The 22155-nt window shown below is 73.5% G+C and carries 22 protein-coding genes; 9 read left to right on the top strand and 13 right to left on the bottom strand.

Going from position 1 to position 22155, the window contains the following annotated elements; genetic code table 11:
* Nucleotides 1–60 precede the first annotated feature (60 nt).
* Entirely contained in the window at nucleotides 61–1515 is a 1455-nt protein-coding gene (locus DT076_RS18615) for an MDR family MFS transporter (RefSeq protein ID WP_233494074.1), read from the top strand.
* Here DT076_RS18615 and DT076_RS18610 read toward each other — a convergent pair.
* The 5 genes from DT076_RS18610 to dnaK form a co-directional block, all read right to left on the bottom strand.
* Nucleotides 1503–2705: an SPL family radical SAM protein gene (locus DT076_RS18610; protein WP_233494073.1), complete on the bottom strand. Its 1203-nt coding sequence runs from the start codon at nucleotides 2703–2705 to the stop codon at nucleotides 1503–1505. The genes DT076_RS18615 and DT076_RS18610 overlap by 13 nt on opposite strands.
* 101 nt (nucleotides 2706–2806) lie before the next feature.
* Complete coding sequence (locus tag DT076_RS18605) at nucleotides 2807–3232, bottom strand: heat shock protein transcriptional repressor HspR (RefSeq protein WP_114128203.1); 426 nt, start codon at nucleotides 3230–3232, stop codon at nucleotides 2807–2809.
* Nucleotides 3233–3247: 15 nt separating this feature from the next.
* Nucleotides 3248–4408 (bottom strand): molecular chaperone DnaJ, encoded by a 1161-nt coding sequence (gene dnaJ / locus DT076_RS18600; protein WP_114128202.1) that lies wholly within the window; start codon nucleotides 4406–4408, stop codon nucleotides 3248–3250.
* Between the two features lie 22 nt (nucleotides 4409–4430).
* Nucleotides 4431–5165: a nucleotide exchange factor GrpE gene (gene grpE, locus DT076_RS18595; RefSeq protein WP_114128201.1), complete on the bottom strand. Its 735-nt coding sequence runs from the start codon at nucleotides 5163–5165 to the stop codon at nucleotides 4431–4433.
* Complete coding sequence (gene dnaK, locus DT076_RS18590) at nucleotides 5162–7027, bottom strand: molecular chaperone DnaK (RefSeq protein ID WP_114128200.1); 1866 nt, start codon at nucleotides 7025–7027, stop codon at nucleotides 5162–5164. The genes grpE and dnaK overlap by 4 nt, the downstream gene beginning before the upstream one ends.
* Before the next feature lie 196 nt (nucleotides 7028–7223).
* On the opposite strand from dnaK, the gene DT076_RS18585 reads away from it, so the two are divergent.
* The 3 genes from DT076_RS18585 to DT076_RS18575 all read left to right on the top strand — a co-directional run bounded on the left by DT076_RS18585 (nucleotide 7224) and on the right by DT076_RS18575 (nucleotide 9851).
* Nucleotides 7224–7952 carry a YaaA family protein gene (locus DT076_RS18585; protein WP_114128199.1) on the top strand — a complete coding sequence of 243 codons (729 nt, stop codon included), beginning with the start codon at nucleotides 7224–7226 and terminating at the stop codon, nucleotides 7950–7952.
* A gap of 184 nt (nucleotides 7953–8136) precedes the next feature.
* Nucleotides 8137–8835 carry a vitamin K epoxide reductase family protein gene (locus DT076_RS18580; protein ID WP_158548204.1) on the top strand — a complete coding sequence of 233 codons (699 nt, stop codon included), beginning with the start codon at nucleotides 8137–8139 and terminating at the stop codon, nucleotides 8833–8835.
* 47 nt (nucleotides 8836–8882) lie between these two features.
* Nucleotides 8883–9851 (top strand): aldo/keto reductase, encoded by a 969-nt coding sequence (locus DT076_RS18575; RefSeq protein WP_114128197.1) that lies wholly within the window; start codon nucleotides 8883–8885, stop codon nucleotides 9849–9851.
* A 5-nt stretch (nucleotides 9852–9856) separates the two neighbouring features.
* Here DT076_RS18575 and DT076_RS18570 read toward each other — a convergent pair whose 3' ends face one another.
* The 6 genes from DT076_RS18570 to DT076_RS18545 form a co-directional block, all read right to left on the bottom strand.
* Nucleotides 9857–10099 carry a hypothetical protein gene (locus DT076_RS18570; RefSeq protein ID WP_147264196.1) on the bottom strand — a complete coding sequence of 81 codons (243 nt, stop codon included), beginning with the start codon at nucleotides 10097–10099 and terminating at the stop codon, nucleotides 9857–9859.
* A gap of 77 nt (nucleotides 10100–10176) precedes the next feature.
* Entirely contained in the window at nucleotides 10177–11073 is an 897-nt protein-coding gene (gene ppk2 / locus DT076_RS18565) for a polyphosphate kinase 2 (protein ID WP_114128195.1), read from the bottom strand.
* Between the two features lie 175 nt (nucleotides 11074–11248).
* The gene (locus tag DT076_RS18560; RefSeq protein ID WP_114128194.1) at nucleotides 11249–12667 is read right to left on the bottom strand and encodes a serine/threonine protein kinase; all 1419 of its coding nucleotides are present in this window, start codon (nucleotides 12665–12667) and stop codon (nucleotides 11249–11251) included.
* 101 nt (nucleotides 12668–12768) lie between these two features.
* A complete protein-coding gene (locus DT076_RS18555; protein ID WP_158548203.1) occupies nucleotides 12769–13740 on the bottom strand; it encodes a ketopantoate reductase family protein in 972 nt (323 codons plus the stop codon).
* Nucleotides 13737–14258, bottom strand: a complete 522-nt coding sequence (locus DT076_RS18550; RefSeq protein WP_199539295.1) for a pyridoxamine 5'-phosphate oxidase family protein — start codon at nucleotides 14256–14258, stop codon at nucleotides 13737–13739. The genes DT076_RS18555 and DT076_RS18550 overlap by 4 nt, the downstream gene beginning before the upstream one ends.
* 104 nt (nucleotides 14259–14362) lie before the next feature.
* Nucleotides 14363–14767, bottom strand: coding sequence for a pilus assembly protein CpaE (locus DT076_RS18545; RefSeq protein WP_114128231.1), 405 nt, complete (start codon nucleotides 14765–14767; stop codon nucleotides 14363–14365).
* Between the two features lie 100 nt (nucleotides 14768–14867).
* Between DT076_RS18545 and DT076_RS18540 the strand changes: the two genes are divergently transcribed.
* The 4 genes from DT076_RS18540 to gap all read left to right on the top strand — a co-directional run bounded on the left by DT076_RS18540 (nucleotide 14868) and on the right by gap (nucleotide 18740).
* Nucleotides 14868–16556: an LLM class flavin-dependent oxidoreductase gene (locus DT076_RS18540; protein ID WP_114128192.1), complete on the top strand. Its 1689-nt coding sequence runs from the start codon at nucleotides 14868–14870 to the stop codon at nucleotides 16554–16556.
* Between the two features lie 58 nt (nucleotides 16557–16614).
* Nucleotides 16615–17013: a hypothetical protein gene (locus DT076_RS18535; RefSeq protein ID WP_158548202.1), complete on the top strand. Its 399-nt coding sequence runs from the start codon at nucleotides 16615–16617 to the stop codon at nucleotides 17011–17013.
* A 120-nt stretch (nucleotides 17014–17133) separates the two neighbouring features.
* Nucleotides 17134–17730: a TetR/AcrR family transcriptional regulator gene (locus DT076_RS18530; RefSeq protein WP_114128190.1), complete on the top strand. Its 597-nt coding sequence runs from the start codon at nucleotides 17134–17136 to the stop codon at nucleotides 17728–17730.
* A 5-nt stretch (nucleotides 17731–17735) separates the two neighbouring features.
* The gene (gap, locus tag DT076_RS18525; RefSeq protein ID WP_114128189.1) at nucleotides 17736–18740 is read left to right on the top strand and encodes a type I glyceraldehyde-3-phosphate dehydrogenase; all 1005 of its coding nucleotides are present in this window, start codon (nucleotides 17736–17738) and stop codon (nucleotides 18738–18740) included.
* Nucleotides 18741–18767: 27 nt separating this feature from the next.
* On the opposite strand, the gene DT076_RS18520 is transcribed toward gap, so the two are convergent.
* Both DT076_RS18520 and DT076_RS18515 read right to left on the bottom strand, forming a co-directional pair.
* Nucleotides 18768–20057 (bottom strand): MFS transporter, encoded by a 1290-nt coding sequence (locus DT076_RS18520; protein WP_199539294.1) that lies wholly within the window; start codon nucleotides 20055–20057, stop codon nucleotides 18768–18770.
* A complete protein-coding gene (locus DT076_RS18515) occupies nucleotides 20054–20668 on the bottom strand; it encodes a winged helix-turn-helix domain-containing protein (RefSeq protein WP_233494072.1) in 615 nt (204 codons plus the stop codon). The genes DT076_RS18520 and DT076_RS18515 overlap by 4 nt, the downstream gene beginning before the upstream one ends.
* Before the next feature lie 631 nt (nucleotides 20669–21299).
* Here DT076_RS18515 and DT076_RS18510 point away from each other — a divergent pair.
* Nucleotides 21300–22155: ice-binding family protein (locus DT076_RS18510; protein ID WP_199539293.1), on the top strand; the 856-nt coding region annotated here is incomplete at its 3' end.

The raw sequence follows: 22155 nt of genomic DNA, 5'->3' as shown, positions 1-22155 counted from the left end.
TCTGCCCCACCGCGGCGGACCGACCGTCGGCGGTCGGGTGGGGCGTGGTGGGATGAGCCGGTGAGCGAGCAGGTGAGCCGAGCCAGCGTGGGGCTGCGGTCCGAGCGCGGGCCCGTCCTGCTCGGGGTGATGCTCGGCACCGGCCTGGTGGCGATCGACTCCACCATCCTGGCCACGGCCGTCCCGGCACTGGTGGCCGACCTCGGCGGGTTCAGCCAGTTCCCGTGGCTGTTCTCGATCTACCTGCTGGCCTCGGCCGTCGTCACCCCCGTCTGCGGCAAGCTGGCCGACCTGGTCGGGCGGCGCACCGTGGTGCTGGCCGGGATCGGCGTGTTCGTGCTCGGCTCGGTGCTGTGCGGGCTGGCCTGGAGCATGCCGGCGCTGATCGCCTTCCGTGCCGTCCAGGGCCTGGGTGCGGGGGCGGTGCAGCCGATGACCATGACGATCGTCGGCGACCTGTACTCGGTCGCCGAGCGGGCGAAGGTGCAGGGCTACGTCGCCAGCGTGTGGGCGGCGTCCTCGGTGGTCGGGCCCACCCTCGGCGGGCTCTTCGTCGACCTGCTGGACTGGCGCTGGATCTTCTTCGTCAACGTGCCGCTGGGCGCGCTGGCCGCGTGGATGCTGGCGCGCAACCTGCGCGAACCGGCGCGCACCGGCGACCGTCGGATCGACTGGGCGGGGGCGGCGCTGCTCACCGCGGGCGCCTCCCTGCTCATCCTCGGGCTGCTGTCGGGCGGCGTGCAGTGGGAGTGGGTGTCAGCACCTTCGCTGCTCTCCCTCGGCGGCGGCGTGGCGGCCCTGCTCGCGCTGTGGCGGGTGGAGCGGCGGGCGGCCGAGCCGATCCTGCCCGGGTGGGCCTTCACCCGCCGGGTGCTCAACGGCACCTACCTCAGCAACGTGGGCGTCGGCGTCCTGCTGATCGGGCTGACGTCGTACCTGCCGGTGTTCTCCCAGGAGGTGCTCGGCACCAGCGCACTGGTCGCCGGGTTCGCCCTCGCCGCCCTCACGCTGGGCTGGCCGATCGCGGCTGCCAACGCCGCCCGGCTCTACCTGCGGGTCGGGTTCCGCGACACGGGGCTGGTCGGCAGCGTGCTGGCGCTGGCCGGGACCGCCTCGATGCTGGTGCTGGACGTCGACAGCTCGGTCTGGCAGGTGGCCGCCGGGTGCTTCGGGGTCGGCCTGGGCCTCGGGCTGATCGCCGCGCCGACGCTGATCGCGGCGCAGTCGACGGTGGGCTGGGAGCAGCGCGGGGTGGTCACCGGGGTGACGACCTTCGCCCGCTCCATGGGCAGCGCGCTCGGGCTGGCGGTGTTCGGGGCGGTGGTCAACGCCCGGGTCGGGACGGCCGTCGGCGGGCACGGCGGCGGCGCGTCGGACGTGCCGCCGGAGCTGCTGGCCGCGGGCGTCCACGACGTGCTGCTGGTCTCCACCGGGGTCGCGCTGGCCATGCTGGTGGCGCTGCTAGTGCTGCCGCGGCGCATCGACACCGCCGGGCCGCCGGCTCAGGTCCAGTAGAGGACGCGGCAGCGGGGCAGCCGGGCGGCCAGCTGCTCGGTGAACCAGCCGCGCAGCTCGGCCATCACCTCGCGCGGGTAGACGTGCTTGGCCGAGCCGAACCTGCCCCGCTTGACCGTCCGGCGGGCCTCGTCCATCTCCAGGGTGGTGCGCGGGTACCAGCCCTGCAGCACCTGCTTGCTGCTGGCGGTGAACCGGTGCGTGATCAGCTCGGCGGTGAGGTCGAGGCCGGCGATGTCGGCGGTGGCCTGCTCGACCAGGGTGAGCAGCTCGGAGTAGTGCTCCCGCCAGCCCTCCAGCGGCATGATCGGGGCGATGGTGAGCCCGACCGGGTAGCCGACCACGGCCAGTCGCCGCAGCGCGGTGATGCGCTCGACGAGCCCGCTGGTGCCGCCCTCCCAGCGGTCGGTGACGGGACGGCAGTTGACGCTGAACCGCACCCGGGTGCGTCCGCCGTGGGGCAGGTCGAGGAAGCGGTCGACATCGTCGTACTTGGTGGTCCAGCGCAGCTGCACCGGGGCGTCCCAGGTGCCGAAGTGCTCGACGGCGCGCTGCCAGCTGCCGGTGAGGTGGTCCAGGGCCAGCGGGTCGCTGTAGCAGGACGCCTCGAAGGTGGTGCCCTCGGCGCTGCGGGCGGTCGACCGGCTGGTGACGGTGCCGGTCCCGACGTAGCCGTGGAGGTTGTCGAGGATCTCGTCGAGGTCGGCGTACACGCGGGTCACCGGCGGCCCGGACAACGACCCGGCCAGGTAGCAGTACTGGCAGTGCGCCGGGCACCCCTCGGCCAGGTCGACCCGCCAGTCCGCGCTCGGTGAGATGGGCTGCAGCCTCCGGCGGCTGGGAGGACTGACCACCACCGCCAGCGTGGCCTTGGCCCGGGCGTAGGTCTGGCGCTCGTCGTCGCCGCGGACACCGGTCAGGCGGTTGGCGCGCAGCCGCTCGACCTCGATCCCCAGCGCCTCCACCCGCTCGACGATGCGCCGGCCGTGGGCGTGCTCGAGGGCGTCGGGGGTGATGACGACCCGGCGCGGCACCCAGCGGCGGCTACGGCGGGGCGCCGGGGCGAGCCGGGAGAGGTCGCGTTCCTGCGCCTCCTCGCCGCTCGCGCTGTGCGGGGCGCCGACCTCGAGCGGGGCCAGCGGACGGTCCAGGTCGAGGTCGTCGCCCGCGGTCTGCTGCTCGGCTGCCACGTCGCTCCCCTACCCCCGGTCGGGGCGGGCACGCAGTGGGGGGAGAGCCCTCTTCCACGAGCCAGAGGCGCTGGGCGGTGCGGCGCTCGGGTGCGGAGTCGTCAGCGGCCGATGGCGCGCGGCGGGGTGAAGATCCGGCGGGCGCGCTCTGCCATCTGCACCCGTCCGCCGGCATCGGCGGCGAAGAGGCGGTCCGCGGGGGCGACGCGGGCGACCCGGAGCAGCTCGGCCAGCTCGGCGTTGCGGGTGCGCAGGGTGTCGATCTCGTCCTGCATCGCGAGGATCCGCCGGATCCCCTCGAGGTTGACCCCCTCGTCCTGGCTGAGCCGCTGGATCAGCCGCAGCCGGGCCACGTCGCGGGGGGAGTACCGGCGTCCCCGGCCGCGAGTGCGGCGCGGGGACACCAGCCCCATCCGGTCGTAGCTGCGCAGCGTCTGCGGGTGCATGCCCGCCAGGTGCGCGGCGACGCTGATCGCGAAGACCGGGGCGTCACCGTCGAGCACCTGCGGCAGGTTCTGCTCGCTCACGACCTCACCTTCCGCTCAGCCGCGGGCCCGCGCCACCAGGTCGGCCCGCGGGTCCGGCGACGGCGCCGCCTCGACGAAGGCCTGCAGCGCCGCCCGGGCGGCGTCGTCGAGCTCGGTGGGCACCACCACGTCGACAGTCACCAGCAGGTCGCCCAGCGTCCCGTCGCTGCGTCGCACCCCCTTGCCGCGCACCCGCAGGGTGCGGCCGCTGGGCGTCCCGGCCGGCAGCCGGAGCCGCACGGTCTGGCCCTGCAGGGTGGGCACGGTGATGTCGGCTCCGAGCGTCGCCTCGGCGAAGGTCACCGGGACGTGCAGGGTGAGGTTGTTGCCCTGGCGCCCGAACAGCGCGTGCGGGCGGACGTGCACGGTGACGTAGAGGTCGCCGTTGGCACCGCCGTTCTCACCGGCTCCGCCCTTGCCCTTGAGCCGGATCTTCTGCCCGTCGGTGACCCCGGCCGGGATCCGCACCGACATGTTCTTCGTCGACCGTCCGCGGCCCGAGCCGTGGCAGTCCGGGCAGGGGTCCTCGACCACCAGGCCGCGACCGCGGCACTCGGTGCAGGGCTCGCTCACCGCGAACACCCCGCCCGAGGTCGAGGTCTGCATGCCCGAGCCCTGGCACCTGGGGCACACGGTGGGCACCGAGCCGCTGCGCGCCCCGGTGCCGTGGCAGGTGGGGCAGGCGGTGTCGGAGACCATCTGCATGGACACCGTCACGCCCTCGACCGCCTCGACGAAGTCGATCGTCACCTCGCCCTCGACGTCGCTGCCCCGCCGCGGCCCGCGCCCGGCGGCGCCACCGCGCCGCCCGGCGCTGTTGAACAGCCCGCCGAACAGGTCGGAGAAGTCCGCCGACCCGGCACCGGAGGCCGCGTTGCGGAACAGGTCGTCCACCCCGGGCCCGCCGGCGCTGCCGCCGCCGGAGGGGAACCGGAAGCCGCCGAAGCGGCTGCGGGTGGCGTCGTACTCCTTGCGCTGCTTGGGGTCCGACAGCACCGAGTTGGCCTCGGCGGCGTCCTTGAACCTCCGCTCGGCCTCGGTGTTGCCGGGGTTGGCGTCGGGGTGGTTCTCGCGGGCGATCTTGCGGAACGCCTTCTTGATCTCCTCGGGCTTGGCGTCCTTGGAGACGCCCAGCACCTTGTAGTAGTCCTTCTCGAGCCAGTCCTTGGTGCTCATCGGTGGACGTCTCCTTCCTGGCTCAGGCCCCGGTCGTGCCGGGGTCGGTGGCGCCGGCGGCGGGGGCGCTGGGCTCGGCGACGGCCACCCGGGCCGGTCGCAGCACCCGCTCCCCCAGCCGGTAGCCCGGCTGCAGGATCTGCACGCAGGTCGGCTCGGTGACGTCCTCGGAGTAGGAGTGCATCAGCGCCTCGTGCACCATCGGGTCGAACGGCTCCCCGACCTCGCCGAAGACCACCAGGCCCTGCCGGCTGGTCACCTTCTCCACCGCCTCGCCGACGGCCTTGAAGGCGCCGGTCAGCTCGCCGTGCTCGCGAGCCGAGCGCAGGTCGTCCAGCACCGGCAGCAGCTCGCGCAGCACCGACTCCACCCCCTGGCCGCGGCTCAGCTCGCGGTCGCGGTCGACCCGGCGCTTGTAGTTGACGTACTCGGCCTGCAGCCGCTTCAGGTCCTGGGTGCGCTCGAGCAGGGCCTGCTCCAGCTGGGCGGCGCGGTCGTCGGCCGGTGCACCGTCCGGCACCCCCTCGACCGGCTCGGGGGACTCGGGAGCCGCCCCGGCGGCGGGCAGGTCGTCGACCGTGCCCGCCACCGCGCCCGGGTCGCCCCCGGGCTCGGGCTGGGCCTCGGGCGCCCCGGGGCCGGGAGCCGCAGCGGCCTGCGGCTCCCGGACCTCACCCGTCTCGGGGTCGATCCGGCGCCGGTCGCGGATGGTCGGCCCCTGCGCGGGGTCGACGGGTCCGTGATCGGGATCGGTCACTTGTTCTCGCCCTTCTCCTCGTCGACGATCTCGGCGTCCACCACGTCGTCGTCACCGGCGGTGGAGCCCGCATCGGCGCCGTCGGTGCTGCCGGCCTCGGACGTCCCCGCCGACTGCTGCTGCTGGGCGGCGGCGTAGACGGCCTGGCCCATCGCGGCGGCGGCGGAGTTCAGCTTGTCCATGCTGGCCTTGATCGCGGCGTCGTCCTCGCCCTCGAGCGCGGTCTTCAGCTCCGCGACCGCCTCCTCGACCGGCTTCTTGACGTCGTCGGTCAGGGTCTCGGAGTTGTCGGCGAGCAGCTTCTCGGTGCGGAACACCAGGGCGTCGGCCTCGTTGCGCTGCTCGACGGCCTCGCGACGGCGGCGGTCCTCCTCGGCGTGGGCCTCGGCCTCCTTGACCATGCGGTCGATGTCCTCCTTGCCGAGGGCCGACCCGCCGGTCACCGTCATCGACTGCTCCTTGCCGGTGGCGGTGTCCTTCGCGTGCACGTGGACGATGCCGTTGGCGTCGATGTCGAAGGCGACCTCGATCTGCGGCATGCCGCGCGGGGCCGGCATCAGACCGGTCAGCTCGAAGTTGCCGAGCGACTTGTTGTCGCGGGCGAAGTCGCGCTCGCCCTGGTAGACCTGGATCATCACCGAGGGCTGGTTGTCCTCGGCGGTGGTGAAGATCTCCGAGCGCTTGGTCGGGATCGTCGTGTTGCGCTCGATGATCTTGGTCATCACGCCGCCCTTGGTCTCGATGCCGAGGCTCAGCGGGGTGACATCGAGCAGCAGGACGTCCTTGACCTCACCCTTGAGCACACCGGCCTGCAGGCTGGCGCCCAGGGCGACGACCTCGTCCGGGTTCACGCCCTTGTTGGGCTCCTTGCCGCCGGTGAGCTCCTTGACCAGCTCGGCGACGGCCGGCATCCGGGTGGAGCCACCGACGAGGATGACGTGGTCGATCGAGCCGACCGAGGTCTTGGCGTCCTCGATCACGGAGTGGAACGGGGCGCGGCAGCGGTCGAGCAGGTCCTGGGTCATCCGCTGGAACTCGGCGCGGGTGAGCCGCTCCTCCAGGTGCAGCGGGCCGGACTCGCCCAGGGTGATGTAGGGCAGGTTGATGCTGGTCTCCGAGGCCGAGGAGAGCTCGATCTTGGCCTTCTCGGCGGCCTCCTGCAGACGCTGGCGGGCGATCTTGTCCGCGCCCAGGTCGGTGCCGTTCTTGTTCTTGAACTGCTTGACCAGCCACTCCACGATGCGGGAGTCCCAGTCGTCACCACCGAGCCGGTTGTCGCCCTTGGTCGCCTTCACCTCGAAGACGCCCTCGCTGATCTCCAGCAGGGAGACGTCGAAGGTGCCACCACCGAGGTCGAAGACGAGGATGGTCTGCTCGGTCTCACCCTTGTCCAGGCCGTAGGCCAGCGCGGCGGCGGTCGGCTCGTTGATGATCCGGTCGACCTTCAGACCGGCGATCTCACCGGCCTCCTTGGTGGCCTGGCGCTCGGCGTCGGAGAAGTAGGCGGGGACGGTGATGACCGCGTTGGTGACGGTCTCACCGAGGTAGGCCTCGGCGTCGCGCTTGAGCTTCTGCAGCACGAAGGCGCTGACCTGCTGGGGACGGTAGGACTTGTCGTCGATGTCGACCTTCCAGTCCGTGCCCATGTGGCGCTTGACGGAGCGGATGGTCCGGTCGACGTTGGTGACGGCCTGGCGCTTGGCGACCTCACCGACCAGCACCTCGCCACCCTTGGCGAAGGCGACGACCGACGGCGTCGTCCTGGCGCCCTCGGCGTTGGGGATGACGGTGGGCTCGCCACCCTCGAGAACAGCGACCACCGAGTTGGTGGTGCCCAGGTCGATTCCGACTGAACGTGCCATGTGTCTGTCTTCCTCCAGAGGTTCTGACCCGCCACGGGTCGTGTCTGAGTCATGACGGCTCAACTTCGTTCTTGAGCCCGACGGACTCAACTATGCACGCCGCTTCCCCATTCCGCCAATCAGGGTTGAGCCTGGTTCACTCAAGGCGGCGCTCAGGGTCGGGATGGCGGCCGACGGGGACCGTTAGGCTCGGCCGGTGCTCGTCCTGCTGCCGCCCTCGGAGTCCAAGCACGCCCGCACCCGGGGGCGTCCGATGGACCTCGACGCGCTCAGCTGGCCCGAGCTCACCGCGACCAGGGAGCGGCTGCTCAACACCCTCGGCGAGGCCAGCGGTCGGCCGGACGCCGGCGAGCTGCTGAAGGTCAGCCCCGGGCTGGGCGAGGAGATCGCCCGCAACACCCGGCTGCGGACCGCGCCGGCCGTCCCGGTGGCCGAGCTGTACACCGGGGTGCTCTACGACGCGCTGTCGCTGTCCACCCTGAGCAGCGCCGGACGCCGGCGGGCCACCCGGACGCTCGTGGTCGCCTCCGCGCTGCACGGAGCGCTGCGGCTCGGTGACCGGGTCAGCCCCTACCGGTTGTCGATGTCGGCCCGGCTGCCCGGGGTCGGCCCACTGGCGGCGTGCTGGCGCCCGGCGCTGGGTCCGGTGCTGGACGCGGCGGCCGGGGACGGGCTGGTGGTCGACTGCCGCAGCGGCAGCTACGCCGCGGCCTGGACGCCGGCCCGCTCCGAGCGGTGGGTGCGGGTGGAGGTGCCGGGCGCCACCCACCTCGCCAAGCACACCCGCGGGCTGGTCGCCCGGGCGTTGTGCGAGCAGCCCGGACGTCCGCGGACCGCGGAGCAGCTGGCCGACGCCCTGGCCGGCGAGTTCAGCGTCGCGCTGGAGCGCACGGCCAAGGGCTGGGCGCTGCGCGTCGGGCGCTGAGGGTCCCGCTCCCCCGACCCTGGGAACGTGTTCGCCGCGCCCGCCGGAGGCCGGGACGCGCCGCGACACACCGGTCGTGACGGCGATGAGATACACGGTCCCAGGGCGGGGCGGCGAGACAGGCGCGGGGACTGGCCGGCTCGCCTACGATGGCGGGGCCGTACCACTGAGCGAGGGACAGCCGATGACCGCCACCGCCAAGGGCTCCGACCGCGAGCTGCGCGACGTCGACCCCGCCGTCGACGAGCTCGACGACGCCGACGACCTCGAGGACGACCTGTCCACCGAGGCGCCGAGCCGGGGCTGGGGGCTGCTGCTGATCATCACCTCGGCGCTGGGCTTCCTGGCCTCGATGGTGCTGACCATCGACCGGATCACCATCGCGGGCAACCCCGACGCCACCTTCGCCTGCGACATCAGCCCGTTCGTGGCCTGCGGGCCGGCGATGACCTCGGAGGCCGGGGCGATCTTCGGCTTCCCCAACCCGCTGCTCGGCATCGCCGGGTTCGCGATCACCGGCACCACCGGCGTGCTGCTGGCGAGCGGGCTGCGCCCGCCGCGGTGGTACCTGCTCTGCCTGCAGGCCGGCGTGCTCGGCGCGGCGGTGCTCATCACCTACCTGCAGTACCAGATCATCAACGTGGTCAACGCGCTGTGCCTGTGGTGCTTCCTGGTCTGGCTGGTGACCATCCCGATCGTCGTCACCACGACGATCACCAACCTGCGGGTGGGCGTCTTCGGCGCCGGTCTGCAGCGGATCGGGCGGGAGCTGGCGCACTGGCAGGTGCTGGTGGTGACCATCTGGTACGTCGCGCTGCTGGTCGCCCTGGGGCTGCGGTTCTACGCCGAGTTCGCCCGGTACTGGTTCGGCGTCAGCCTCTGACCTCCCCGGGCGCCACCCCGTCCGACGTGCTTGGCAGGATGCCGGGCATGGACACCACCCGCCTCGGTCCCACCGGTCTGCGCGTCAGCCGCATCGCGCTCGGCTGCATGAGCTACGGCGACGCCTCCCGCGGCGGCCACCCCTGGGTGCTGGACGAGGAGGCGGCCCAGCCGTTCTTCCGGCAGGCGGTCGAGCTCGGCATCACCTTCTGGGACACCGCCAACGTCTACAGCCTCGGCTCCTCGGAGGAGTTCACCGGACGGGCGCTGCGCCGCTACAGCCGGCGCGAGGACATCGTGCTGGCCACCAAGCTCAACGGCCGGATGCACGACGGACCGGGCGGGTCGGGGCTGTCCCGACGGGCGGTGATGGAGCAGGTGGACGCCTCGCTGACCCGGCTCGGCACCGACTTCATCGACCTCTACCAGATCCACCGCTTCGACCCCGAGACGCCGGTCGAGGAGACGATGGAGGCCCTGCACGACGTGGTGCGGGCGGGCAAGGTCCGCTACCTCGGGGCGTCCTCGATGTACGCCTGGCAGTTCGCCAAGATGCAGCACGCCGCCGACCTCGGCGGCTGGACCCGGTTCGTCACCATGCAGGACCAGTACAGCCTGCTGATGCGCGAGGAGGAGCGGGAGATGTTCGGTCTGCTCGCCGACAGCGGCGTCGGCTCGCTGCCGTGGAGCCCGCTGGCCCGCGGCCGGCTGGCCCGGCCGTGGGGTGAGCAGACCAACCGCTCCGGCACGGACGAGTTCGGCAAGAAGCTGTTCCAGGAGTCCGACCGGGCCATCGTCGAGGCCGTCGAGCAGGTGGCCTCGGGTCGTGGGGTGCCGATGGCGCAGGTCGCGCTGGCGTGGGTGCTCCGCAACCCGGTGGTGGACGCCCCGATCGTCGGTGCCACCAAGCCGCACCACCTCGACGACGCCGTGGCCGCGCTCGAGCTGGAAATGACCGAGGACGAGGTCGCGACCCTGGAGGCGCCCTACACCCCGAGAGAGCCCGTCGGGTTCTGAGCCTGCTACCGGCCGTCGGTGTCGTAACCGGCGGCGCGCAGCTCCATCAGGTACTCGCTGTCGGCGGGACGCAGGTAGTACGCCTCGGAGTGGTCGTCGGTCGAGCCGCGGCGGACCGGCAGGCCACCGGCGGTGATGACCGCGTCGAAGGAGTGCCCGTTGAGGGCAGCGTGCGGGTCGCTCAGCAGCCAGTCCTGCACGCGCTTCTCGCAGCGGGCGAACCAGTGCTGGCCGTCGCTCGTCGTCATGGGGCCCATCGCACACCATGTCCCCGGGACACGGTCAAGGCCCTTCGACGGGCTCCGGAGGCATCCACGCCCCGCGGTCAGTCGCCGACGGCGCTGCGGCCACGGCGCACGATGAGGCCGTCGGGCGGACGGACGACGTCGGTGTCCTTGCCGGCATAGTCGAACTGGGAGAGGAAGAAGCGCATCGCGTTGATCCGGGCGCGCTTCTTGTCGTTGCTCTTGATCGTCGTCCACTGCGCGTGGTCGGTGTCGGTGCGCAGGAACATCGCCTCCTTGGCGGCGGTGTAGTCGTCCCACCTGTCCAGCGACTCCACGTCCATCGGCGACAGCTTCCACTGCCGGACCGGGTCGAGCTGGCGGATCGCGAAGCGGGTGCGCTGCTCGGTCTGGGTGACCGAGAACCACAGCTTGGTCAGCGAGATGCCGGCGTCGACCAGCATCTGCTCGAACTGCGGCGCCTGGTGCATGAACAGCTCGTACTCCTCGGGCGTGCAGAAGCCCATCACCCGCTCGACCCCGGCGCGGTTGTACCAGGAGCGGTCGAACAGCACGATCTCCCCGGCGGTCGGCAGGTGCTGCACGTAGCGCTGGAAGTACCACTGGCCCTGCTCGGTCTCGGTCGGCTTGGTCAGCGCGACCACGCGGGCGGAGCGGGGGTTGAGGTGCTCGGTGAACCGCTTGATGGTGCCACCCTTGCCGGCGGCGTCGCGGCCCTCGAAGAGCACCACGTGCTTGCGGCCGGCGTCCTGGGTCCAGTACTGGAACTTCAGCAGCTCGATCTGCAGCAGGTACTTCTCCGCCTCGTACTCGTCGCGGCTCATCCGCTCCTCGTAGGGGTACTGCTCGCGCCAGCTCTCCACGGCCTTGCCGCCCGGGTCGATGAGGTCGGGGTCGGAGCCGTGCTCGTCGTGGCGGACGCTGAACCCGTCCTCCTGGAGCGAGTCCAGGTACTGCCGGAAATCCATGGTGCTCATCTGTCTCCCCTCGCCGCGGGCCGCAGTGCTGCGCCAGCCGCCACCCGCGCCGGCCGGCGCCACGCCGATCCTGACCGGTGCCGGTGAACACCGGGTGACACCCGTCGACCCCCACCGGGCGTGCTACGCGGCCGCCCGGCGTCCCGAACCGCCGCCCAGCCCGCCGGAGCGGAACTCACCAGACCAGCACCACGGCGTCGTCGCCGCCGGTGCAGGTGATCAGGCCGGCGCTGGCCGAGCAGCTGAGGTCGTAGGTCTGCTCGGTGACCGGGCTGGTGACGTCGACGCGCTGGGTCGCGAACGGGTCGGGCGTACCGGCCAGCACCACCCGGGCGGCCTCGGCGAAACCGCAGGAGGTGTTCGCGTTGCCCGACGCCGACCGCGAGAGCCCGCCGGCCGGTCCGGTCGCGGCCTCGCACACGGTCGCGCCGGCGGGCAGCGCGGGCGGGGCGGCGCTGCCGCCCGGCGTCGGGGTCGGAGTCGCACTCGGGGCGGCCGAGCGGTCCTGGCTCGGGCTCGCCACGGCCGTGGGTGGCGCCGACGGCCCGACCGCGCGCGGCGGGTCGGGGCGGAGCAGCAGGTAGCCGAGCAGGCCGAGCAGCCCGACCGTGAGCACGACCAGCACCACGAACAGCCCGAGCAGCCCGGAGCCGCGTGACGGCCGCTCCGCACCGCCGGGCGGCCGCGACGGCGGGGCATCCGGACGGGCGTGCCCCACGACCGCGGTGGTGCGGGGCGGACCGGGCGGACGGGTGGCGCCCGGGTCGGTCGGCCGTCCGGGCCGCGGCAGCAGCTCGAGCTCGGCGAGCGGCTCGGCGGCGGCGAAGCGGGCCATCCGGACCAGCTCGCCCGGGGAGCCCGGACGCTGGTCGACCGGGCCCTGCGCGCGCTGCAGCAGCCCGACCAGGGCCGGGCTGGTCCGAAGCGGGCGCGCTGCCGGGCCCAGCCCGGTGAGGCAGTCGTGCAGCAGCGCCGCCAGCGACCAGACGTCGGCGCGCTGCCCGGCCCGCGGCGTCCAACCGCCGGCGAGGGCGCCGTCGAGCACCTCCGGTGCGACCCAGCGGGCCTCGTCGGGGTCGGACCGGACCCCGGCCTGCACCAGGGCCGCGGCCACGCCGAGGTCGGTCAGCACCGGATGTCCCTGCAGGTCGACCACCACGGTGGAGGGGCTCAGCCCGAGGTGCGGCAGGCCGCGGGCGTGCGCGGCCTCCAGCGCGTCGGCGAGCCGGGCGGCCAGGTCGAGGGCCTGCGGCACCGGCATCGGCTCGTGCTCGAGCAGGGTGCGCAGACCCGTCCCGGCCACCACGCCGAGCTCGGCGTGCAGCAGGCCGTCGGTCTCGTCCCAGTGCCGCAGCGCGACCACGTGCCGCTCGAGGACGCCGGCCGCCTGGCGCATCCGCGCGTCGAACACCGCCGGCAGGTGCGGGACGGCCGACACCCGGGGGTCGAGGACGAGCAGCAGGCCGACCCGTCCGTCCCCGTGCTCGACGGCGCGGAAGATCGACCGGTTCGCCGTCTGGTGGAGCAGGTCGGTGAGCAGGTGCCGGCCGAACCAGCTGCCGGCGTGCGGCATCGCTGGCTGCTGCCCGGCCATGCCCACCCTCCGCTCCGTCGGTCGCCACCGCGGTGGCAGATCCTCGACAGTGTCCCCCAGCGGACCGCCGTGCCCAAGCCGGCGGGCCGGGCGTGGCGGGGTCAGGCGCGGTCGAGCCGGTCCAGCAGGTCACGGGCCGCGACGCTGCGGGGTTCGCCGTCGACCAGGCCGTTGGCGACCCGGCGCAGGAGGTCGTTGGCCGGGGCCTCCCGGCCCAGCCCGTGCGCCAGGGAGACGATCTCGCCGTTCAGCCAGTCGACCTCCAGCGAGCCGGTGCGGCGGGCCAGGCTCTGGTAGGTGGAGCTGCCGGGCCCGCGCTGGGTGGTGCGGAGCAGGTCGCCGCGGCGTTCCCGGTCGGTCTCGGCCGGCACGACCTCGATCCCGGCCGCCGCGAGCACCTCCTCACCCTCGGCCCGGACCCGGCGGGCGAGCTCCTTCGCGTCGTCGTCCTGCCGGCAGGCGGCGTCCACGGCGTTGCCGAGGTTGGAGACGAGCTTGCGGTACTTCCAGGCCATGATGTCGGCCCGCGGCTCGGAGACGATGCCGGCGCTGGTGTAGGCGGCGGCCACCTCCTCGGCGAGCGGGTCGACCCGGCCGTCGGGCAGCGCCGGCACCCGGCCGATGTCGAGGATCGCCGGGACGTTCTCCGAGCCGGCCGACACCTCGCCCGGGGACAGGTGGGTGGCGGGCAGCATCACGCAGACCCCGAGCACGGTGCCGAACCAGCGCAGAGCGGCGCGTTCGTTGTGCACCCCGTTCTGCAGGCAGACCACCGCGGTCCGCGTCGGCGCGGCGGCGTGCAGGCGTCCGAGCACGGTGGCGGTGGCGTCGCTCTTCACCGCGACGTGCACGACCTCCTCGCCGGTGAGGTCGAGCTCCTCCGGCCCCTCCACCGCGGGGACGTCCAGGGTCTCGTCCAGGTGCGGGGTGACCAGGTGCAGGCCGTGGCTGAGGATCGCCTCGAGGTGCTCGCCCCGGGCGATGAGGGTGACGCGGTGGCCGGCGCGGTGCAGCAGCCCGCCCACCACCCCACCGACGGCACCCGCTCCGTAGATGATGTGGTGGCGGCTCACGGGAGGTCGACCACCTCGTTCTCGCCCTGCGGGGCGTCGCTGCCGGTGAGCCGGGCCTTGAGCAGCGAGACGACGGTGCGGACCCGTCCGCCGCCCTCCCAGTACTCGGCGGTGTCGCCGTCGACCTTGACCAGCACCGCACCGAGGTCGGCCGGCCCGGGCTGCTTCTCGTCGGTGCTGGCGGAGCCCTCGGCGGCGAACCAGGCGGCCACCACGTCGTTCCACAGCTCGTCGGCCCGCGCGGGATCGTCGACCGGTGCGGCGGCGCCGGCGACCGAGACCCAGGCACCCTCGCCCTGGAGGGCCACGTTGACCTGCGGGTTGGCCTGGATCTGGGTGAGCAGGTCGGCCTCGCGGTCGACGAAGAACCACAGGTCGCCGTCGAACTCGACCTCCTGCACCGACAGCGGCCGGGAGACCAGCCGGCCACCGGCGTCGACCGAGGTGACCATGGCGATGCGGATCCCCCGCATCAGCTCGGCGACCTTCTCGACCGTTCCTGCGGGACGTTCGGACACGATGCCTCCTCCGGTGGCGGGATCGGGACGACCCCACCCGTACCCGGGACGGCCGCCGTGACACCCACGCTACGGAGCCTCCCCGCCGGCGTGCCGGGCAGGTCTCAGGAGACGGAGGAGAGGATGCTGAGCAGGCCCTTGGCGTAGACGCACTCCACGTCGTTGTCGATCAGTCGGACCTCGGCGTCGTCGGCCTCGAGGGTGAGCACCCAGGAGTCGTAGACCCGGGTCAGCGAGAGGAAGGTCTCCCCCAGGGCGTGGCGCAGCTGGTCCTCCCGCGGCAGCCAGACGACGTCGCCCTGGGCGATGCTGTCCAGCGCCCACTCGGTGGTGCCGTTGAACTTGACCAACCCGCCCACCACGCGTTGGTCGACCTCGATCGTCATGTCGCTGACGATGAAGACCTCGCCCTCGAGGTCGGGTTTGGGGATCATGAAGCGGTCGCCGTTGGCGGGGGTCCAGCCCAGTCCCGCGTCGCGTAGCTCCATCGCCAGCTGCCGGGTGATCATGGCGCCCATCCCACCACGCCGGGCCAAGCCCGCGGCAGGGTGGCGGTCGCGGGCTGCGCGGGACGCGGACCGGGAACGGGCCGGGCACTAGGGTGCGGTCGTGCCTGACTACGGCCTCGAGCTCCAGTTCGGACTGTTCCCCACGCCGTCGGCGGCCTCCCCCGAGACGGTGGTCGAACTCGGGGTGCTCGCCGACGTCAGCGGGCTGGACCTGGTCAGCGTCCAGGACCACCCCTACCAGGCGGCCCACCTCGACAGCTGGACGCTGCTGTCGTTCCTGGCGGCGCGCACCACCAGCGTCCGGCTCGCCCCGAACGTCGCCAACCTGCCGCTGCGACCGCCGGTGGTGCTGGCCCGCTCGGTGGCGACCCTCGACCTGCTCTCGACCGGACGGGCCGAGCTCGGGCTGGGCGCCGGTGCGTTCTGGGACGCCGTGGTCGCCGCCGGCGGTCCGCGCCGCTCACCCCGGGAGGCGGTGGACGCCCTGGTCGAGGCGATCGAGGTCGTCCGGGCGGTCTGGCGCGGGCAGGGCTCGGTGCGGGTCGACGGCGAGCACTACCGCGTGCGCGGGCTCCGCTCGGGCCCCGCGCCGGCGCACCCGGTGCCGATCTGGGTCGGTGCCTACGGCCCGCGGATGCTGGCGGTGACCGGGAGGCTCGGCGACGCCTGGATCCCGAGCATGGCCTACGCCGGCCCGGAGCGGCTGCCGGAGATGAACGCCCGCATCGACGAGGCGGCGGTCGCGGCCGGGCGCGCGCCGGAGGACGTCCGCCGGCTCTACAACGTCTCGGGACGCTTCGACCGCGCCCGGACGTCCGCGGCCGACGGCCTGCTGCAGGGGACGCCGTCGGAGTGGGCCGAGCAGCTGGCCGAGCTGGCGCTGGAGGAGGGGATGTCGGGGTTCGTGCTGGCCACCGACGACCCCGACGACGTGCGCCGCTTCGCCACCGAGGTGACGCCGGCGGTCCGCGACCTGGTCGCCGCCGAGCGCGAGCTGCGGTCGTCCCGGGGTGGGCGCCCGGTGGCGGCCGGGCTGGCCGGGTCCGCCCTTCGACAGGCTCGGGGCGGGACGACCGAGGACGCGGGCGGGACGAGCGCGGATGAGCGGGACCAGGCGGAGGCAGGAACCCGGGTCCAGCGCGCTGAGCCTGTCGAAGCGCGGGCAGCCGCCGACGGCACCGGCCCGCTGACCGTCCGCCCGACGCCGGACGACGGCACCCGGCTCAGCGGCGGACCCGACTGGGACGAGGCCAGCCGTCCGCGCTACGGCGGACCGCGGGCCACCCGCTACACGCCGGCCCAGCAGGCCCAGCCGCAGCACCTCATCGACGTCCACGACCACCTCCGCGCCGAGCTCGCCCAGGTGCGCGACGTCGTGCGCCAGGTCGCCGAGGGCCACACCCAGGTCGGGGCGGCGCGGTCGGTGATCAACACCATGACGATGCGCCAGAACAACTGGACGCTGGGGGCCTACTGCGAGTCCTACTGCCGGGTGGTGACCGGTCACCACAGCCTGGAGGACCGCAGCGTGTTCCCGCGGCTGCGCGCCCTCGACCCCGACGCCGCGCCGGTGCTGGACCGGCTCGAGGCCGAGCACGTCACCATCCACGACCTGCTCGACGGCCTCGACCGCGCCCTGGTCGGGCTGGTCGGGCAGGAGCGACCCGGTGACCCGGCGCTGGCCGAGCTGCAGCGCTCGGTCGACCTGCTCACCGACGCGATGCTCTCCCATCTCTCCTACGAGGAGCGGGAGCTGCTGCACCCGCTGGCCCGGTTCGGGCTCGCCTGAGCGGGTCCCCCAGCGCGTCGGCGGGGCGGGCGACCCGCTCGCGCGCCACCATCGGGGTGTGCGTGGATCAGCGGTGCGGTACCTGGGAGCGTCGGCGGTGGGCCTGCTGGTCGGGGTGGTGCTCGCCCTGACCGGGGTGCTGGTCGCGCGCTCGGTGCCGCCGCGGCCCGAGGCCACCGCGGAGCGGTGCGACGTCGATCCCAGCCGGTCGGGCTACCAGGGCGTGTGCGTCCAGCGTCGGCACGCCGCGCCCGGCCTGTTCACCGAGGCCGTGGACGAGGTGTGGGTGCTGAGCGTCTACGACGGGGCGCCGATCGACCGCTACACCTACGTCCCGATCCCGGCCCAGCGCAGCCACGACCCGTTCGAGGTGGTGGTGACCGGGGACGGGATCGAGGTGACGCTGGACGACGGGATCCGGGTCTGGCTGCCCGCGGAGTACTACGCGGTGCAGTGACCCCTGCCGGTCCTCAGGCGCCGCGGGAAGCCAGCACACCGGCAGCTGAAGACGCCCGACCGGGGCACGGCAAGACATCCAGGGTGACACTGTACCTACAGGTAGGTATAGAGTGACCGCATGGGGTCACGTGAGCGGCTCGTCGAGACGATGAGCGAGCTGATGTGGGAGCGCGGCTACGCCGACACGAGCCCCCGCGAGGTGCGGCAGCGGTCCGGGGTCGGCCAGGGCAGCATGTACCACCACTTCCCGACGAAACGCGACCTGGCGCTCGCCGCCCTGGAACGCAACGTCGCCGACCTGCTGCCGGCTGCGTCCGAGCTGGACGGGCGCGGCGACCCGCTGGCCCGGATCGAGGCCTACCTGATGCGGTCGCGGGACGCCCTCAAGGGGTGCAAGGTCGGCCGGATGACCCAGGACCCGCAGGTCCGAGAGGACCCGGTGCTGCTCGCCCCGGTGGCGGCTGCCTTCGCCCGGGTCCACGCCAGCTGGGTGGCGGCGCTCCGGGAGGCGGTCGCGGCCGGCGAGCTCCGCGACGACCTCGACCCCGAGCGTCTCGCCCACACCCTGATGGCCGTCCTGCAGGGCGGCTACGTGCTGGCGATCGCCCAGCAGGACCCCGGCCCCTTCGACGACGCCCGCGCCGGCGCCCTCGACCTCCTCCGGGCGGCCGCACCGCCCGGCCGGGACGACACCACCCAGACCGACAGGAAGTAGACGTCATGACGGTACGCATCGGCATCAACGGCTTCGGACGGATCGGGCGCAGCTACCTGCGCGCCGCCCTGGCCAACGGCTCCGACGTCGAGGTGGTCGCGGTCAACGACCTCACCGACGCCCGCACGCTGGCCACCCTGCTGGAGTGGGACTCGGTCTCCGGCCACCTCGCCGGGGTCGCCGTGGAGGATGACGCGCTCGTCGTCCACGGCCGGCGCATCGCGGTGCTCGCCCAGCCGGACCCGGCCGCCATCCCCTGGGGCGAGGTCGGCGCCGACGTCATCATCGAGTCGACCGGCCGTTTCACCGACGGGGTCGCGGCGGCGGCCCACCTCCGGGGCGGGGCACGCAAGGTGCTGATCTCGGCACCGGCGAAGGGGGACGTCCCCACCGTCGTCCTCGGGGTCAACGACGACCAGCTCGACCCAGGCAGCCACGACGTCTTCTCGAACGGCTCGTGCACCACCAACTCCCTCGCACCGCTGGCCAAGGTGCTGCACGACTCGTTCGGGATCGAGTCCGGGCTGATGACGACCGTCCACGCCTACACCGGCGACCAGCGGCTGCACGACGCCCCGCACGCGGACCTGCGCCGCGCCCGCGCCGCCGGTGTCTCGATCATCCCGGCCTCCTCGGGCGCGGCGAAGGCGATCGGCAAGGTCCTGCCCGAGCTCGACGGGCGGCTGACCGGTGCCGCGCTGCGCGTCCCGGTGCCGGTCGGGTCGATCACCGACCTCACCGTGGTCCTGCGCCAGAGCGTGGGCGTCGAGGACGTCAACGCCGCCTTCGGCGAGGCGGCCTCGTCCTCACGGCTGCAGCACTACCTGCAGTACTCCGAGGCGCCCCTGGTCTCTGCCGACATCGTCGGCAACCCCCACTCCTCGATCTTCGACGCACCGCTGACCCAGGCGGTGGGTCACCAGGTGAAGGTGCACGGCTGGTACGACAACGAGTGGGGCTTCTCCAACCGCCTGGTGGAGTTCTCCGAGCGGATCGGCGCCGCCCTCTGACGCCCGCGCCCCGGCGCGCCCGGCACCTCACCGGGCGGGCCGCGGGGCGGCGACCGGCTCGGGCTCCCGAGGGCGCCGCATGGCACGGAAGGACGGCACGGCGAAGGGAGCCGCCGTGGTCAGCAGGTAGAGCGCACCGCCGAGCAGCAGGGCGACGTCCAGACCGGCCCGGGTGACCAGCACCCCGCCGAGCAGGGCGCCCAGCGGCATCAGCGACCAGGCCGATGCGCTGACCAGACCACTGACCCGGCCGAGCAGCCGGGACGGGATCCGCTCCACCAGCAGGGCGCCGATGATCGGGTTGAGGAAGCCGCTGGCCAGACCTCCGACGACGACCACCGCGACGACCAGCGCCACCGAGTCGGTCAGCGCGAAGGCCCAGAACCGTGGCGCACCGGCGATGAGGAACGCCACGGCGTAGACGACCAGCCGGGGCAGCCGGTGCCCCTTCCAGGCCGCCAGCGCCGACCCGGCCACCGCCGAGCCGGTCATCGCGGCGAACACCAGCCCGAGCACCTCCGGGCCGTGTGCGTGGGTGGTCACCCACACCGGCACCAGCACCGCGGAGTAGGCCTGGTCGAGCAGGTTGGTGACGGCCACCATCGCCACGATCGACAGCAGCAGCGAGTCCCCGCGCAGGAAGCGCAGGCCCTCCGCCAGCGAGCGGCCGTACCCCTGCGGCGGGCCGGCGTCGACGACCGGACGTCCCACCTGCGCCGGGAGCAGCCCTGCCACCACCACCGCCGAGCAGAGCAGGGCGACGGCGGTGACCAGCAGGGCGTCGTCGCCGCCGACAGCGGCGATCACGACGCCGGCGGCGGCCGCGCCGGTGGTGGAGGCGAGCCGCTCGACCATGCTGGCCAGCCCCGTCACCCGCTCCAGCGGCGACCCGGAGTGCTCGGCGACAGCCGGGATCATGGCCTGCTTGGCCACGTCGGCCGGGCCCCGCAGCGCACCGACCACGGCGACCAGCCCCACCAGCACCGGCACGGAGAGACCACCGGCGCGGAAGCTCAGCCAGACCCCGACCACGGCGACCGCGCTGAGCAGGTCACCGGCGATCGCGATCCGCCGGCCACCCCAGCGGTCGACCCACGGACCGGCGACCACCTTGGCCAGCACGTAGGGGGCGAGCTCGGCGGCCGCGACCAGACCGGTCGCGGTGGCGCTGCCGGTGCCCTGCAGGACGAGCCAGGGGATGGCGATCATGGAGAACCGGGTGCCGAGGTAGGAGCACACCTCGGCGAGCAGCCAGCTCCACAGGGCCCGGCCCTGCCGCAGCCGACCACGCGCACCGCCGGCCGACGTCGGGTTCACCGCTCGTCCCCGGTCGGCTGCGGGCGGCGCGGCGCCCGGCCCGGACGCGGGAAGGCGTGGGTCTGCACCATGTACTGCACCCGCTGGTCGGAGGGGTCGTGCGGGCGCTCGCGGTCGGGGACGTCGTACTCGTCGAGCAGGTCGGCGACCAGCCGGTCGACCCGCTCCCGCACCTCCAGTGCCTGCTCGGGCGTCAGCACCAGGGTCAGGTCGCTGTGGGTGACCGTCTGCTGCCAGTCGGGGGCGATCTCGTCGGCCTCCGCCGCGCCGTGGACGAGGTTCTGCACCTGGGCGGTGACGGCGGCCTGGCCGAACCCGGCCCACAGGGCCTGGGCCTCCGGTTCCTCCGACCAGCGGGAGGAGGTGACCGACTGGGCGGCCCGCCACCAGCGCTCGCGACGGTCGCCGAGGTCGTCGGCGTCCTCGACCAGGCCGTGGGCGGCCAGCTGACGCAGGTGGTAGCTGGTGGCGCCGCTGTTGAGGTCGAGCCGCTGCGCGAGCTGGCTGGCCGTGGCCGGGCCGTCCAGCCGCAGCAGGCCGAGCATCCGCAACCGGACGGGGTGGGAGAGGGCCCGCAGCGCGGCGGGACCAGGGATGAAGTACTCGGGCACATCCCCACGCTAGACCGCAAAGAAGTATTTGCAAAGGACTCTTTGCGGAGTGGGCTGAGGAGACTCGTAGCCGGGCCAGGGTGAGCCCGCGCCCGGTCAGCCGCGACTCCAGCCGGCGACGCAGCTCCCGCATCCCCAGCGCCGGACGTCCGACGAGGCAGGTCTCCTCCAGCAGGGTCCTGCTCGGAGCAGGGGGACGGCGTAGAGGAAGGTGGGCGGCGCCTCGGGCGGGGCGTCCTGGTCGCGCCGCCAGTCGATCAGCCAGGGCCGCCCAGCTCCTCCTCGGCCCGCTGCCGCGGAACGGCTCGGCCCAGCCTCGTCCGCCGTCGGTGCGGGCCCGAGAGTGCCTTCGAGCCAGCGTTCCGGCTTGTTCGAGAGAGCCTCCACCACGCACACCAGCGCTGTCCCGACCGGTGGCAACACGCCGTGGGGATTGGATTTTCCCGCTACTGGGCGTATACAAGCCCTACCGACTACCGTGGCCAGGTGGGTCCTCTGGGCTCGTGACCAGTCGCAGGGTCGGCTCCCCCTGGAGGCACTCTTGCCCCGTCCTGCCCCCGGCCCTGCCTTTCGTGCCGGTCGCCATCCGATCTCCTCACTGGTCGCCGCCGCGACCCTCACCCTGAGCGGGGTGCTGGTCCTCGCTGCGGTGGCCCCGCAGGCCCACGCCGCCGAGGCCCCCGTGGACCTGGCGACCGCCGGGGACTTCTCGGTGCTCGCCGGAGCCACCGTCACCAACACCGGACCGAGCGTGGTCGACCGCGACCTGGGCGTCTCACCCGGCAGCGCCGTCACGGGCTTCCCGCCCGGCCGGGTGCTGGGCACCGTCTACGCCGCCGACGCGGAGGGCGTGGCGCTCCGTGCGCAGGACGACCTGCGCGTGGCCTACGTCGACGCGGCGGGCCGCACCCCGACCGGTGCGGTCACCGCCGACCTCTCCGGTCAGACGCTGGTGGGAGGCGTCTACCGCGCCGACACCACCATGGGCCTCACCGGCACCGTGACGCTGGACGCCGAGGGGAACGAGGACGCGGTCTTCATCTTCCAGGCCGGTTCGTCCCTCATCACCGGTTCCGGGTCCGCCGTCGAGCTGATCGGTGGCGCCCAGGCGTGCAACGTCTACTGGCAGGTGGGTTCCTCGGCCACGATCGGCACCACGAGCAGGTTCGTCGGCACAGTGATGGCGCTGACCTCCGTGACGGTGCAGACCGGCACGACCGTCGACGGGCGCATGCTCGCCCGCAACGGCCAGGTCAGCCTCGACAGCGTGGTGTTCGCCAGCTCCGCCTGCGACGAAACCTCGCCCAGCGCCAGCCCGTCCCCCACCGACAGCCCGAGCCCGACCGACAGCCCGAGCCCGACCGACAGCCCGAGCCCGACCGACAGCCCGTCCCCCACCGACAGCCCGTCCCCCACCAACAGCCCGTCCCCCACCAACAGCCCGAGCCCCACCAACAGCCCGTCCCCCACCAACAGCCCGAGCCCCA

The sequence above is a fragment of the Desertihabitans brevis genome (assembly GCF_003327535.1).
Lineage (GTDB): Bacteria > Actinomycetota > Actinomycetes > Propionibacteriales > Propionibacteriaceae > Desertihabitans > Desertihabitans brevis.
Note: the sequence above shows the minus strand (reverse complement) of the source record. Positions and strands in the feature narration are given on the sequence as shown.